This window comes from Halopelagius longus (genome assembly GCF_900100875.1).
Lineage (GTDB): Archaea > Halobacteriota > Halobacteria > Halobacteriales > Haloferacaceae > Halopelagius > Halopelagius longus.
The window spans coordinates 816,908-829,543 of sequence record NZ_FNKQ01000003.1; the positions used below are offsets into that span (position 1 = coordinate 816,908).

At 66.5% G+C, this 12,636-nt stretch carries 15 protein-coding genes; 11 read left to right on the forward strand and 4 right to left on the reverse strand.

Annotation, left to right across the window (positions count from 1 at the left end):
* The first annotated feature begins 13 nt into the window (after positions 1 to 13).
* Positions 14 to 1,852 carry a carbon starvation CstA family protein gene (locus BLS11_RS14940; RefSeq protein WP_092538533.1) on the forward strand — a complete coding sequence of 613 codons (1,839 nt, stop codon included), beginning with the start codon at positions 14 to 16 and terminating at the stop codon, positions 1,850 to 1,852.
* A gap of 108 nt (positions 1,853 to 1,960) precedes the next feature.
* Here the strand turns inward: BLS11_RS14940 and BLS11_RS14945 are convergent, their stop codons facing one another.
* Complete coding sequence (locus tag BLS11_RS14945) at positions 1,961 to 2,626, reverse strand: DUF8052 family protein (RefSeq protein WP_092538534.1); 666 nt, start codon at positions 2,624 to 2,626, stop codon at positions 1,961 to 1,963.
* On the reverse strand, positions 2,623 to 3,000 hold the full coding sequence (locus BLS11_RS14950) for a cupin domain-containing protein (RefSeq protein WP_092538535.1): 378 nt from the start codon (positions 2,998 to 3,000) through the stop codon (positions 2,623 to 2,625). The genes BLS11_RS14945 and BLS11_RS14950 overlap by 4 nt, the downstream gene beginning before the upstream one ends.
* A 97-nt stretch (positions 3,001 to 3,097) precedes the next feature.
* On the opposite strand from BLS11_RS14950, the gene BLS11_RS14955 reads away from it, so the two are divergent.
* The 6 genes from BLS11_RS14955 (at position 3,098) to BLS11_RS14980 (ending at position 6,566) form a co-directional block, all read left to right on the forward strand.
* Entirely contained in the window at positions 3,098 to 3,337 is a 240-nt protein-coding gene (locus tag BLS11_RS14955) for a DUF8007 family protein (RefSeq protein WP_092538536.1), read from the forward strand.
* Positions 3,338 to 3,427: 90 nt separating this feature from the next.
* Positions 3,428 to 4,117, forward strand: a complete 690-nt coding sequence (locus tag BLS11_RS14960; RefSeq protein ID WP_092538537.1) for a DUF5828 family protein — start codon at positions 3,428 to 3,430, stop codon at positions 4,115 to 4,117.
* Between the two features lie 203 nt (positions 4,118 to 4,320).
* A complete protein-coding gene (locus BLS11_RS14965; protein ID WP_092538538.1) occupies positions 4,321 to 4,560 on the forward strand; it encodes a DUF8001 family protein in 240 nt (79 codons plus the stop codon).
* A gap of 128 nt (positions 4,561 to 4,688) precedes the next feature.
* On the forward strand, positions 4,689 to 4,991 hold the full coding sequence (locus BLS11_RS14970; RefSeq protein ID WP_139172805.1) for a DUF7344 domain-containing protein: 303 nt from the start codon (positions 4,689 to 4,691) through the stop codon (positions 4,989 to 4,991).
* Between the two features lie 284 nt (positions 4,992 to 5,275).
* Positions 5,276 to 6,109 carry a TrmB family transcriptional regulator gene (locus BLS11_RS14975; protein WP_175454466.1) on the forward strand — a complete coding sequence of 278 codons (834 nt, stop codon included), beginning with the start codon at positions 5,276 to 5,278 and terminating at the stop codon, positions 6,107 to 6,109.
* A gap of 82 nt (positions 6,110 to 6,191) precedes the next feature.
* Positions 6,192 to 6,566 (forward strand): helix-turn-helix domain-containing protein, encoded by a 375-nt coding sequence (locus BLS11_RS14980; protein ID WP_092538540.1) that lies wholly within the window; start codon positions 6,192 to 6,194, stop codon positions 6,564 to 6,566.
* A 70-nt stretch (positions 6,567 to 6,636) separates the two neighbouring features.
* On the opposite strand, the gene BLS11_RS14985 is transcribed toward BLS11_RS14980, so the two are convergent.
* The gene (locus tag BLS11_RS14985; protein ID WP_092538541.1) at positions 6,637 to 7,242 is read right to left on the reverse strand and encodes a methyltransferase family protein; all 606 of its coding nucleotides are present in this window, start codon (positions 7,240 to 7,242) and stop codon (positions 6,637 to 6,639) included.
* A 90-nt stretch (positions 7,243 to 7,332) separates the two neighbouring features.
* Between BLS11_RS14985 and BLS11_RS14990 the strand changes: the two genes are divergently transcribed.
* The 3 genes from BLS11_RS14990 (at position 7,333) to BLS11_RS15000 (ending at position 9,937) form a co-directional block, all read left to right on the forward strand.
* The gene (locus tag BLS11_RS14990) at positions 7,333 to 8,019 is read left to right on the forward strand and encodes a helix-turn-helix domain-containing protein (protein ID WP_092538542.1); all 687 of its coding nucleotides are present in this window, start codon (positions 7,333 to 7,335) and stop codon (positions 8,017 to 8,019) included.
* A gap of 103 nt (positions 8,020 to 8,122) precedes the next feature.
* The gene (gene thrC, locus BLS11_RS14995; protein WP_092538543.1) at positions 8,123 to 9,379 is read left to right on the forward strand and encodes a threonine synthase; all 1,257 of its coding nucleotides are present in this window, start codon (positions 8,123 to 8,125) and stop codon (positions 9,377 to 9,379) included.
* A gap of 96 nt (positions 9,380 to 9,475) precedes the next feature.
* Positions 9,476 to 9,937, forward strand: a complete 462-nt coding sequence (locus tag BLS11_RS15000; protein WP_092538544.1) for a hypothetical protein — start codon at positions 9,476 to 9,478, stop codon at positions 9,935 to 9,937.
* 43 nt (positions 9,938 to 9,980) lie between these two features.
* Here the strand turns inward: BLS11_RS15000 and serA are convergent, their stop codons facing one another.
* The gene (gene serA, locus BLS11_RS15005; RefSeq protein WP_092538545.1) at positions 9,981 to 11,573 is read right to left on the reverse strand and encodes a phosphoglycerate dehydrogenase; all 1,593 of its coding nucleotides are present in this window, start codon (positions 11,571 to 11,573) and stop codon (positions 9,981 to 9,983) included.
* A 188-nt stretch (positions 11,574 to 11,761) separates the two neighbouring features.
* Between serA and serB the strand changes: the two genes are divergently transcribed.
* The gene (gene serB / locus BLS11_RS15010; RefSeq protein WP_092538546.1) at positions 11,762 to 12,409 is read left to right on the forward strand and encodes a phosphoserine phosphatase SerB; all 648 of its coding nucleotides are present in this window, start codon (positions 11,762 to 11,764) and stop codon (positions 12,407 to 12,409) included.
* Positions 12,410 to 12,636: the final 227 nt, after the last annotated feature.

A 12,636-nucleotide genomic window follows, 5' to 3' on the forward strand; every position in this document is an offset into this window, starting at 1 on the left:
GAGGCACGCCACCATGGTACAAGTAATTTGGCTCGTCGTGGCGGTGTTCGCGCTGTTCAGCGTGGGGTATCTGGGGTACTCGAAGTACCTCGCGCAGTTCGTCGAACTCGACGACAGTCGTGACACACCGGCCCACAAATACGAGGACGGACAGGAGTACGTACCGGCGAAGAAGCCGGTGCTACTCGGGCATCACTTCTCGAGCATCGCGGGCGGAGCGCCCATCGTCGGCCCGATAACGGCCGGCGTCGTCTGGGGATGGGTGCCCGCCCTCGCGTGGATAGCCATCGGGAACCCCCTGATGGGGAGCGTCCACGACTTCACGTCTCTGTCCGCAAGCATGCGGCACGACGGGAAGTCTATCGGCTACATCATCGGCGAGTACGTCGGCGAACGGGGCAAGGACATGCTCCTTTGGTTCGCGTTCATCACCATCATCCTCGTCGTCGCCGTGTTCGCACTCGTCGTCGCCATCGTGTTCGACGCCTACCCGCAGGCGGCGACGGCGAGCCTGATCTACATCGGGCTGGCCGTGCTATTTGGCGCGTACCTCTACCAACTCGACCTTCCCTTCATCCCCGGTACGGCCGCGTTCGTCGCGGCGATGTTCGCCGGAGTGTGGGTCGGCGTCAAGTACCCCCTCGCTCTGCTCCCGGCGGCGGAGGGGTCGTCCTACCCCGCCGGCACCATCGTCCTGTTGGGGATGGACGGGTCGTGGCTCCCGGCCGCGGGCGCGTTCGGCGCGAACGCCGCCGCGTGGATTCCGGTCATCCTCGTGTACGGCGCCCTCGCGAGCGCCCTCCCGGTCTGGGTGCTGCTCCAACCGCGCGACTACCTCTCGTCGTTCCTGCTGTACACCGGCGTCGGCGGCGCGTTGCTCGCCGTCATCGTCGGCACCGTCGGCGGAGCCCTCGGCGTCTCGGCGATAACGTCGAGCCAACCGCTCGTCACCAACCTCCAACCGTACTACGGCTTCATCGGACGCGGCGGCCTCCCGCTGTTCCCGATGCTGTTCATCACCATCGCCTGCGGGACCATCAGCGGCTTCCACTCGCTCGTCTCCTCGGGGACGACGTCGAAGCAGTTGAACAAGGAGTCCGACGCGCGGACCATCGGTTACGGCGGCATGCTCGGCGAGGGTCTGCTCGCCACCGTCGCGCTCATCACCGTCGCGCTCGTCTCGCCCGACGTGGGGAGCGGCATCGGCCTCGCGCTTCCGACGTTCGCGACGGGCGGCGGCATCCTGCTTACGAGCTTCGGCATCCCGACGGACTTCGGCGCGCCGTTCATGGCGCTGGTGCTCGTGAGCTTCCTTCTGACCTCCACCGACACGGCTGTCCGCCTCGGACGGTACATGATGGAGGAGATAGTCGGCACGCCCGAGTCGTCGGTCGAGACGTTCGCGGCCGACCGGTACGGCAACGCCGGCCTGCAGTGTCTCGCCGCGTACGTCCTCATCGCGAGCGGTTCGTGGACGACGCTGTGGGCGCTCTTCGGCGGCGCGAACCAACTGCTGGCCGCCTTGGCGCTGCTGACGGCCACGGTGTGGCTCGCGAACTGGAGCGACGCCAAGCAGCTTCTCAGCACCGGCGGTCCGATGGTCGTCATGGTGACCATCACGGTGCTGGGTCTGCTCTGGATCGCGCTCCACGACAACATCTACGCGAAGTTCCTCGACTCCCAGTGGATGGCGAGCGCGGACGTGGTCGCGATGCTGTCCGCGGTTGCGCAGATAGTCATCGCGTTCACGCTCATCTACCTCGCGCTGTCGCTGGTGAAGCTGGGGTACGAGAACATTCAGAAGGTCCGCGAACAGCCCGGTTCCGGCGAGTTCACGCCCGGAGACGACTGAACCGCCGACCCGGCTCTTCCCGCACGAGCCCTCCGACTTCTCCCGTTTTTTTCGCCCGGAGAGAGCCGTCTCGACCCGACGGGACGGCGACGACGCGTCGCGGCGGTTTCAGCCGCGGAGTCGGTCCACGATGCGGCCGAGGAGTCCCCTCTCGTCCGACGGTTGCACGTCGTCCCAGATGGCGAACGCCTGCGCCGCGTCGGCGTTCTCGCTCGCGACCACCTCCCGCGCCTCCGGGGCGACGGCGGCGAGGTTCACCTCGTAGTGGCCGTAGTAGCCGAACTTCAGGAGCGTCCGGTCGGAGAACGACGCGACGAACTCCCGAACGTCGTCGCTCAGTTCGGAGACGACGGCGACGAAGGTGAACTCCGTCCCGTAGTGTTCCTCGTCCGCGACCAACCACTCGGCGTCGTCGGCCAGTTCGTGTCCGAGTTCGACGACTCGTTCGAGTTCGGCGACGGTCACGCGCGGGGCGCGCCGCGCGAAGACGTACTCTCGAATCTCGTGGTTCGCGTAGTTGAGCGCGGGGTGGAAGAACTGCTTGCGGTTCTCGACGCGCATCGTCCCGACCATCTCGAACCGTTCCCCGCGGACGCGCCGGTCCTTCTGTAAGTCGTAGTTGAACATCAACCGGTCGCTCACCCGATCGAGGTACTCGTCGTCCCAGTCGGGCACGTCCGGGAGTTCGACGCCCGCCTCGGCGGCGACGGCCTCCGGGTCGAACCGGTCGCCCTCGCCCTCCTCGCCGCCGTCTGTGCCCTCGGCGTCGCTCATTCGTCGGGTTCGTACGGCGCTACGTCGCCGTCCACGTTCGGCGCGCCGACGGCGAGAACCACCACGTCCGAGTCGGCGTCGGCGGGGTTGTGCGCCCGTTGGGGACTGTTCGGTTCAACGGCGAACAGGCCGTCCTCCTCGATTTCGTACGTCTCCTCCGGCGTCTCGACGAACAGCGTCCCCGAGAGGACGTAGAACGCCTCCTCCTGTTCCTCGTGGTAGTGGTACGCCAGCGGAATCTCCTCGCCCGGCGCGGCGCGGAAGCGGTTGACCGCCATCTTCGAGAGACCCGCCGCCTCGCTCAGACGGCGCATCTCGCAGGGCCGGTCCGCCTCCGTCTCCACCTCGTCGGCGTCGACTACGGTGTATCCCATGACTGTCTCCACCTCGCAGGGCTACAAAAGCGCCTCGGGGCACCCCCGAACACAAGGATTTAATCGTTAGGGTTCCTAGTTCGCGCGAGTCGTTCTCATGCCAGAGAAGAAAACCGAGAGCTGCGGTCGGTGCGCGATGTCCACCGTCGTGGACGCGGCGGCGGCGCGCGACGCCGACGGAGGCGACGAGGAGTCGAGCGCCCGGAACCCGATGGACGGCGGGCGCATCGAACTCCCGGAGTCGGAAGTGCGCGCCGCCTCGCCCGCGGCGTGGTTCTCCGGCGTCGTCTCCCGCCTCGACGACGCCGCCGCGGCCTTCATCCACGGGCGTCGGTGAACCGCGCGGGAAACATCCACGGAACCGGTCAGGTAGCGTAAGACGCGAATAGACTTTTATAGCCGCCCACTCCTACCCTCGGCCAAGCCGATGGAAGAGAGCGTTTCGGGCTTCAAAGTCCGTGGTTCGTGGGGCGACGTCGTAGAGCACGGCGAACGCATCACGCGAGCCCTGCGAGACGCCGACGTGAACAGGGAAGCGATCAAGCAGTGGGACGAGTGGCGACCGAAGTCCCACGAACGCCTCGGCGAGGACGTGAGTCAGAAGACCGCAGAGCAGGCCAGCGTCGGCGAGGGCGAGGGGGAGAAAGCCGGAAAAGAGCCGAACGAGGACCTCCAGACCGCCGGAGAGAAACTGTCGGAGTCGTACCAGAAGGTAGAGGAGGGCGACAACGACGGTGCGGTCGAACGGTGGAGCGAGTCCATCGGGTACGTCGCGCGCGCGGCGGACTCGGTCAGTCGGAAGGCCCTCCGGAAGGTCGAAGACACCGTCTACCAGAAGGTGATGACGCAACTGGCGCCGTACTACTTCGACAGCGAACTCGTCAGCGCCAACATCCAGAAGACGACGCGCGGCGAGAGCGACGAACCGCGGTTCATCTTCGAGGTGAACGTCAACGACGACGAACTGAAAGAGGAGGTGAGTCGCCGCCTCGGGCAGTACGACGACGAGGTGGACCGCTGGCACGTCGACACCGAGAAGGAGACGGCGACGGCGGAAGCCGCCGAGGGCGTCGAACCGCCCGAGTCCGAAGAGGAGTCGAAGTTCACGACGAACTGAGCCGGGTTTATCGGGCGAACACTCGTCGTGAACTTCGGTAAAACGACGAACTGAGCCGGGTTTATCGGGCGAACACTCGTCGTGAACTTCGGTAAAACGACGAACTGAGCCGGGTTTTTCGGCCAACGCTCTGTTCTTCGAGACGCCGTAGACGCGGCGCACGCACGGCCAACAGTCATATCCGGGGCGTCCGAAGGTGTCGTATGGCCGAACCACTCCGCGTCGAGGCCGGCGAACTGTCCGCCGAGGAGATTCTCGACGCCCTCCTCGACGGCCGCCGCGTCCTCGTCGAGGTGGAGATGATGGGCGAGACGCGCCAACTGTCGCTCCGACACGACGGCACGACGTTCTACTGCGACACGCCCACGACGCTTCACAAGCACAGCGACGCCGAGGAGATGCGGACCTGCATCGAGAAGATGGGGTACGCGAAGGAAGCGTAACGGCGGCGTTTTCGGAGTCGAGAACCGGTCGCTCCGAATACAGTCACCCAGATACTCACACGTTAGACAATATCGAAAAGCGCGGGACGTTATCCCCTCAGGACTGTATTTCCTTATATATGGTATCGATGACTGACAATCATTTCGAGGTACTGGCGAACGGTCACCGGCGGCGGATTCTGGCGTCCTTGTTGGAGGAGAACCCGCACTCCGTCTTCCCGGTAACGACGGGTGAAGTCTCCGCGGAGAGGCAACGGAAGGTGCAGATCGCCTTCAGGCACGTCCACCTCCCGAAGTTAGACGCCGCGGAGTTCATCGATTGGGACCCGGAGTCGGATCGCATCGCGGAGGGAACTCGGTTCGAGGACATCGAACCGCTGTTGAGGTATCTCACGGACGAGTACGACGACTGCTTCGAGACCAGTTACTAGTCGCTCGAAACTGCCACCGGGAGGTGACAGTCAGGCGCAGACTAGCGGTTGGTTGGGACCCTCCGTACTCTACGCCCAGTGACGATTCGGGCCGGCCCTGTATAACCCTACTGTGATTATCTGGGTGAATGGCATAATTCGCGGCGCGGGCTCGGTTCGACGCTCGCCGTTCGGGAGTCGCCCCGGAGCGTCGTCGCCGACGGGCGGGAGAGAGGCGGTGACTTATCAAGGCTCGCATGCTATTACGGACGGTACCGGAGGCGCCGGTCGAATGGTTGGGACCCATGTCAGAGTTATCTAGCTATCAAGAGGCGGTCGAACTGCTTCAGAAACTGGGATTGAAAGAGTACGAGGCGAAGTGCTTCGTGGCGCTGTCGCGCCTACCGAAGGCGACGGCCAAGGAGATAAGCGAAACGTCGGACGTGCCTCGGACTCGCGTCTACGACGCGATTCGAGTCTTAGAGACGAAGGGACTCGTCGAGGTTCAACACAGCAACCCGCAGCAGTTCCGGTCCGTCCCCATCGGGGAGGCGGCCGAGACGCTTCGGGCGGAGTACGAGTCTCGAACGAAGTCGCTGGTCGACGCGCTCGAAGCGATGGGGTCGGCGTCGCTCAACTCCGACGAAGAGGTCACCCACGAAGTGTGGGCGCTCTCGGGGGAGTCGGCCATCGGAAACCGACTACTGCAACTCGTCGGCGACGCCGACGAGGAGGTGGTTCTCATCCTCGGGCGCGAAGGGACGGTCACGGACGAGTTGCTCGAACGGCTACAGAGCGCTCAAGAGTCCGGCGTCGACGTCCTCGTCGGAACGACCACGGAGCAGTTCCACGAGCAGATAGCGGAGGCGCTTCCCGACGCGAAGGTGTTCATCTCCGAACTGTCGTGGCTACACAGTTCTCCGGCCGACCCCACCGACGACACGGCCATCAGCCGACTGCTGTTGGTCGACCGGAACACGATTCTCGTCAGTTCCGTCGAGGAGGACAATTCGGGGGCCGTCGAGTACGAACGAGCGGTGTTCGGAAAGGGGTTCACCAACGGCATCGTGGTCATCGCCCGCCGACTGATGGCGATGGGGCTCAGCCCCATCGACGACCCTAAACCGCGCAACGAGTAGCGCCCGTCGAATCGCGTGCAGGGACGTGCGCGCCCTGCCGACGACGCGGGACTTTAATCGGGGGCGCGGCGTTGTACCGTACATGAGCGACGCGCCAGACATGGGGGACCTCGTCGAAACCGAGAATCCGAGTTTTCAGCACGTTCTCGCGTGCGTCTTCGGCATCCAAGCCCACGAGAGCAGGACCTACCTGACGCTCCTCGACAGTCCGGGCAGCACGGTTGCGGAACTCGCGGACGAACTCGACAGAGACCGGAGCAACGTGAACCGGTCGCTCACGACGCTGATGGAGAAGGGACTTGCGGACCGCGAACGGCGACTTCTCGACCCCGGCGGCTACGTCTACCAGTACACCGCGACGGACCTCCCGGAGGCGAAGCGGATGCTCCACGAGGCGTTAGACGAGTGGGTCGAACAGGTCCACGCGAGCATCGACGCCTACGGCACCGAGGAGTGAGGCGGCGGTTCCGACCGCCTCGGTCCGGTCCCCCGGCGACGCCGGCGCGAACGCCCGACGGCACCGTCCGTCACTTCGCTTCGACGCTGGAACGCGTTCCGACGAGTGCGCGGACCGAACGCGGGCCGACGAACCGCGGGACGCGTTCGGCGTAGCGTTCGTACGCCTCCCCGTACTCCTCGCGAAGCCACGGTTCCTCCGCGAACGGGAGGGCGACCCACCACGCGAGGTAGATAGCGCACAACGCGGCGACGAGCGCGGACCCCGCCATCGCGGCGAACCCCACCGTCGCGACGACGTAACAGACGTACTGCGGGTTCCGCGAGTACCGGTACCACCCGCCGGTTCGGAGCTCTCCTTTCAGCCCCTTCGTCTCCTCGACGCCCAAATCGAGTCCGGCGGCGATAGCCGCCCCGTACCAGACGACGAACAGGACGCCGCCGACGGCGAGTACCGGTCGCGGCAGGCCGAGGCCGTTCCAATCGAGATACGTGACGCCGGCTATCGAGGCGTTGACCACCTGCGAGAGCGTCCAGTGAGCGTAGTAGTTCCAGTTTCTGTCCCCCGGCGGCCAGTAGTCGGCCCATCCAAGGGCGCTTCCGACGATTCCGACCAGATTACCCAGTCCGGCGATCGCTCCGACGGCGAACAGGCCCGTCGTGATCGTCAACTCCATACGCACCGGTTCGGAGCGATATCGGGTGGGGTTTGTTACGGCTCTACTAGTCGATTTAAGTACCGGGCGGTCGCTACCGGGCGGTAGGGCGTGAAGTACCTCGACGCGAAACTCTCGCAACCGCGCTGGATGCTCCACCCGATGCAGGAGTTCATCCGCGACGGGGACGCGGTTCGGTACGAGGAACTACAGGCGTGGAGCGGCGTCACCGGCGACAGGGAGGTCGAACACGAACTGTTCTACGTCGAAGCCGACCGCGAACCGTACGAGGACGCTCTGCGGGCGGTCGATTCGGTCCGCTGGTACGACCTCACGCCGATAGACGACGGGTCGTTCTACGTCTACATCTGCCAAGAGACTCGCCCCGAGGACGTGGCGTGGCGGGAGGCGTTCGCCGACCTGAATCTGGTGCTCGTCCCGCCCGTCGTCTACGACGCCGACGCCGCGTTTCACGTGACGCTCGTCGGCCCCGGCGAGGACCTGCGGACGGTGCTGTCGGACCTCCCCGACGTGGTGGACGCGACGGTGAAAGCCGTCGGCGAGTACGACCGGCGGCACGCGCCCGTCGCCGGAGAACTCACCGCGCGCCAGTTGACGGCCGTCGAAACCGCCGTCGAACTCGGGTTCTACGAGGTTCCGCGCCGGGCGGGCGTCGCGGACGTGGCCGACGAACTCGACTGCGCGCCGAGTACGGCTTCGGACCTCCTGCAACGGGCGGAGTCGAGCGTGATGCGGCGAGTTGTCGAACGCAACGGCCGCGGGCGACCCGACGGGTGAAGGCGACTCCCGCCGAGAATCGGCGGGCGAGACGGCCCGTCGGGGCGGCGAGACGCGCCCGAACCGCCCCCCTTTTTGCCCGCCGACCCCGACGCTGGGCACGATGAGCCTCGAACTCACCGCGCCCGCGCAGGAGGCCCCCGACGTCGCCGACGACGGCGTGTGGCTGGAGTGCATCGAGACGGGCGAGCAGTACGCCCCGTTCGACGAGATTCGCTACACGAGCGACGCCGGAGCCCTTCTGGAAGTCCGCTACGCCGACCCCCCGACGTTCGACGACTTCGAGGGCCGCGGCGTCTGGCGCTACCGGGCGGCGCTCCCCTTCGAGGAGGGCGTCAGCCTCCCCGAGGGCGACACGCCCCTCCACGAGGCCCCGCGCCTCGAAGACGACCTCGGCGTCGAGACGCTCAGAATCAAACACGAGGGGATGAACCCCACCGGGAGTTTCAAGGACCGCGGCATGACCGTCGGCGTCCGCGTGGCGAAGGAACTCGGCGTGAACCGCCTCGCCTGCGCCTCGACCGGCAACACCTCCGCGGCACTCGCGGCGTACGGCGCGCGCGGCGGCATGGAGACGCTCGTTCTCCTCCCCTCGGGGAAAGTCGCCGCCGGGAAGATAGCGCAGGCCGCCCTCCACGACGCGCGCATCCTCGAAGTGGACGGCAACTTCGACTCCTGTCTCGACATCGTGCAGGACCTCGCGGAACGCGGTGAGGTGTACCTCTTGAACTCGCTGAACCCCTTCCGACTGGAGGGGCAGAAGACCATCGGGCTCGAGATTCTCGAACAGTTCCGCGGCGACTACGGCCGCTTCCCCGACCGAATCGTCCTGCCGGTCGGCAACGCGGGCAACACCGCGGCGCTGTACAAGGCGTTCCGCGAACTCGTCCAGTCCGGGTCGCTCGACCCCAGCGAGGTGCCCAAACTCACCGGCGTCCAAGCCGAGGGCGCGGCACCGATGGTCGAAGCGGTAGAGAACGGGTGGGACGACACGAAGCGCTGGGACGAGGTGGAGACGCGCGCGACGGCCATCCGCATCGGCAACCCCGTCAACGCCCCGAAGGCGCTTCCGGGCATCCGCGAGACGGGCGGCACCGCCGTCGCCGTCTCCGACGAGGAGATTACGACCGCCCAGCGCGACTTGGCGCGCGAGGGCATCGGCGTCGAACCCGCCTCCGCGGCGTCCGTCGCCGGCCTCCGGAAACTCCGGGACGACGGCACCGTCGGCGACGACGAAGACGTCGTCTGCCTGACGACCGGACACCTCCTGAAAGACCCCGACGCCGCCTTCGAGGCGGGCGCGGAACCCGAACCCGTCGCGAACGACACCGACGCGGTGTTGGACCTCCTCGCGGAGTAACCGAACGTTCTCCCGGGACGGACGTTCTCCCCCGATAGAACGAGTGTGACGCGGGTCTGACACAGTTTCATGTCTCCGTGGGACCTCCTCGCAAACATGCCCCTGCCCAGTTTCCCGACTGGAACGGTGAGTGGCGAATCACGCCGCGACCGAACGTTTCCGCCCGCCGACGCCGACGCCGAGGAGGCGACGGCCGACTCGTCTTCGAGTCCCCGACGGAGCGACGAGGCGGGGGTTCCGGGTGCGGCCCCCTCGGACGCCGCGCGTCGCGACGCGCCGGCGGCGCGCGAGTCGGCCGACGAGGAGTCCCTGCGCGAACGCGTCGCCCGCCTCGAACGCGAGAACGAGGCGCTTCGACGGAAGGTGAAGGAGGCCCAACGCGCCCGACAGGACGTCATCGACCACTACGAACGCGTCATCGAAGACATCGACGGCGCTTCTTCGGCTTCCGCCGCCGAGCAAAGCTCGGCGACGCCGACGGTTCGCCCGCCCGCCCCGGACGACGGACTCGCCGACAAAGTCGCACGGCGACTCGACGTCAGAGAGCGCTGGCGGTAGACGGAAAGAGAGAAAGGCGGTCGAAACGCGCTCGAAGCGGTTCTTACTCGTCGGTGCCGTTCAGGGTGAGGTACTTCACGTCGATGATGCGTTCGTCCGCGAGGAGTTCCTCTCGAACCTCGTCGGGGACGTGCTCGTCGAGGTTGTAGACGGTCAACGCCTCGCCGCCCTCGTCGGCGCGGCGGGCGTTGAACATCCCGGCGATGTTCACGTCGTTGTCGCCGAGGACGCTGCCGATGAAGCCGATGACGCCCGGCGTGTCGTAGTTGCGCGCGACGAGCATCCGGCCGTGCGGAATGGCGTCGACGCGGTAGCCGTCGATGCGGACGATGCGCGGGTCGTCGCCCGCGAACTGCGTCCCGCAGACGCTGAGGGTCTCCTCCTCGTTGCCGACGGTGACGGTGACGAGACTCTGGAAGTCCTCCGACTGCATGGTCTTAGACTCCGTCACGTCGATGCCGCGTTCCTCGGCTATCTTCGGCGCGTTGACGGCGTTGACCTGCCACTCCAGCGGTTCGAAGACGCCCTTGAGAGCCGAGGCGGTCACCAAGTCGACGTCCTCGTCGGCGATGTCGCCCTCGTAGGTGACTTCGACCGAGGAGATGCGGCCGTCGAGCAACTGCGCGCCGACTTTGCCCGCCGTCTCCGCGAGGTCGATGTACGGCCGGATGCGCGGGAAGGCGCTCTCGTCCACCGAGGGGGCGTTGAGCGCGTTCATAACGGGCTCCTCGTTGAACGCGGCGTCTATCTGGTCGGCGATGGAGGTGGCGACGTTCTCTTGGGCCGCCGACGTGGACGCGCCGAGGTGCGGCGTCACAACGATGTCCTCGACGGCGAGAAGCGGGTTGTCCGGCGAGACGGGTTCGTCGGCGAACACGTCCACGGCCGCGCCGTCGAGCGTTCCGTTCTCGACGGCGGCGGCGAGGGCCGCTTCGTCCACGACGCCGCCGCGGGCGCAGTTGACGAGGTAGCCGCCGCCCATCAGTTCGAGTTCGTCCGTCGAGATGAGGTCCTCCGTCTCCGGCGTAAGCGGCGTGTGGACCGTCAGGAACTCGGCGCGTTCGAGACACTCCTCGAACTCGACGAGTTCGGCGCCGAGGCGTTCGGCGCGCTCTTGGCCGATGTAGGGGTCGTACGCGACGAGGTCCATGCCGAGGCCGTCGAGGCGCTTTGCGACCTCTTGGCCGACGCGGCCGAGGCCGACGATGCCGAGCGTCTTCCCGTTGAGTTCCGTCCCGAGGTAGTCGCCCTTCGCCCACTCGCCGTCCTTCAGGCGGGCGTGCGCCTGCGGGATGGAGCGCGCGGCGGCGAACGCCATCGCGACGGTGTGCTCGGAGGCGGCCCGAACGTTCCCTTCGGGGGCGTTGGCGACGATGACGCCGTGGTCCGTCGCGGCGTCGATGTCGATGTTGTCCACGCCGATGCCGGCGCGTCCGACGATGACGAGGTTCGGTGCGGCCTCGAACACCGCCTCGTCTACCTCCGTCCCGGAACGGACGACCAGCGCGTTCGCGTCCGAGACTGCTTCTAAGAGTGCGTCGCCCTCTGCGTCGTAGTCGGTCACGACCTCGTGGCCCGCTTCGCGGAGTCGCTCTAACCCCGCGTCGGCTATCGGGTCCGTGACGAGAACCTTCATGCGCGTATGTTCCTTGGACTCCGGATAAGGGTTTCTTCGACGGCTGATATGGCTAATAGTGGTTCGTTATCGCATATCACGGGCGTTCTCGTCTCGCTCCCGTCCGCCCCCGACGGCCGCCTCACCCCGGCGGAATCGGCTTCGGCGCGGATGGATGGTTTCAAACCGTCCGCGAGTGACGGTCGGATATGCGACTCATCGCCTTCGACTTCGACGGAACGCTCTCGGACTCGGAGATGACCGTGCTCCTCGGCAAGCGCAAGAACGTGGCCGAGGAGATGGCCGACATCACCGAACGGGCCATGAACGACGAGATATCCTACGCGCAGAGTCTCCGCAAGCGCGCCTCCCTGTTGGAGGGCCTCGAAATCGAGGACGCGGAGGCGGCGTACGACGAAGTTACCCTCCGCCCCGGCGCGGCGGACCTCATCGCCCGCCTCCGGGACGCCGGTCACCACGTCGCCATCCTCACCGGCGGCTTCGAACGCGGCGTCGAACGCGCCTTACAGAAGGAGGGCGTCGAGGTGGACTCCATCGTCGCCAACCGACTCCCCGTCGAACGCGACCGCCTCACCGGCGAGGTGGAGGGGTCCCTCATCGAGGGGACGAAGGACGAAGCGCTGGAATCGCTCGCGGACGAACTCGGCGTGAAACTCTCCCACTCGGTCGCCGTCGGCGACGGCGCGAACGACCTCCCGATGCTCGAAGTCGCCGGCCTCGCCGTCGGCTTCGAACCCAAGCCGGCCGTCGAACCCGCCTGCGACGACGTCGTCTCCTCGATGTACGAACTCGGCGACCTGTTGGCCGAACGCGCCATCGTGCGGAAGTCGGAGTAACCCCTCCGTCTCCGTCGGCCATCGCCTGGCACCGCCGTCGGCTACCGTGCCGACCCTCGTCGGTTCTCTCTCTGTCGCTTCGCCCGTTTTCTCTCGCTTCTCTCCCGCTTCACCTTTCTCTCCGCTGATTCTCCCGTTCGGCGACCGGAGCCGCCGCCGCCTCGATACCGCGGAAGCGGCGCTCCTTCGAACGAAAAACCGGTTTATCGATGGCGGATTCGGACGCG

Bases quoted from the DNA above. Each gene is read 5' to 3' on its own strand.
- serB (WP_092538546.1), top strand. From the start codon at position 11,762: ATGCGACTCATCGCCTTCGACTTCGACGGAACGCTCTCGGACTCGGAG.
- BLS11_RS15000 (WP_092538544.1), top strand. From the start codon at position 9,476: ATGCCCCTGCCCAGTTTCCCGACTGGAACGGTGAGTGGCGAATCACGC.
- BLS11_RS14950 (WP_092538535.1), bottom strand. From the start codon at position 3,000: ATGGGATACACCGTAGTCGACGCCGACGAGGTGGAGACGGAGGCGGAC.
- BLS11_RS14980 (WP_092538540.1), top strand. From the start codon at position 6,192: ATGAGCGACGCGCCAGACATGGGGGACCTCGTCGAAACCGAGAATCCG.
- BLS11_RS14945 (WP_092538534.1), bottom strand. From the start codon at position 2,626: ATGAGCGACGCCGAGGGCACAGACGGCGGCGAGGAGGGCGAGGGCGAC.
- BLS11_RS14970 (WP_139172805.1), top strand. From the start codon at position 4,689: ATGACTGACAATCATTTCGAGGTACTGGCGAACGGTCACCGGCGGCGG.
- BLS11_RS14960 (WP_092538537.1), top strand. From the start codon at position 3,428: ATGGAAGAGAGCGTTTCGGGCTTCAAAGTCCGTGGTTCGTGGGGCGAC.
- BLS11_RS14975 (WP_175454466.1), top strand. From the start codon at position 5,276: ATGTCAGAGTTATCTAGCTATCAAGAGGCGGTCGAACTGCTTCAGAAA.
- BLS11_RS14985 (WP_092538541.1), bottom strand. From the start codon at position 7,242: ATGGAGTTGACGATCACGACGGGCCTGTTCGCCGTCGGAGCGATCGCC.
- BLS11_RS14955 (WP_092538536.1), top strand. From the start codon at position 3,098: ATGCCAGAGAAGAAAACCGAGAGCTGCGGTCGGTGCGCGATGTCCACC.
- thrC (WP_092538543.1), top strand. From the start codon at position 8,123: ATGAGCCTCGAACTCACCGCGCCCGCGCAGGAGGCCCCCGACGTCGCC.
- BLS11_RS14965 (WP_092538538.1), top strand. From the start codon at position 4,321: ATGGCCGAACCACTCCGCGTCGAGGCCGGCGAACTGTCCGCCGAGGAG.
- BLS11_RS14940 (WP_092538533.1), top strand. From the start codon at position 14: ATGGTACAAGTAATTTGGCTCGTCGTGGCGGTGTTCGCGCTGTTCAGC.
- serA (WP_092538545.1), bottom strand. From the start codon at position 11,573: ATGAAGGTTCTCGTCACGGACCCGATAGCCGACGCGGGGTTAGAGCGA.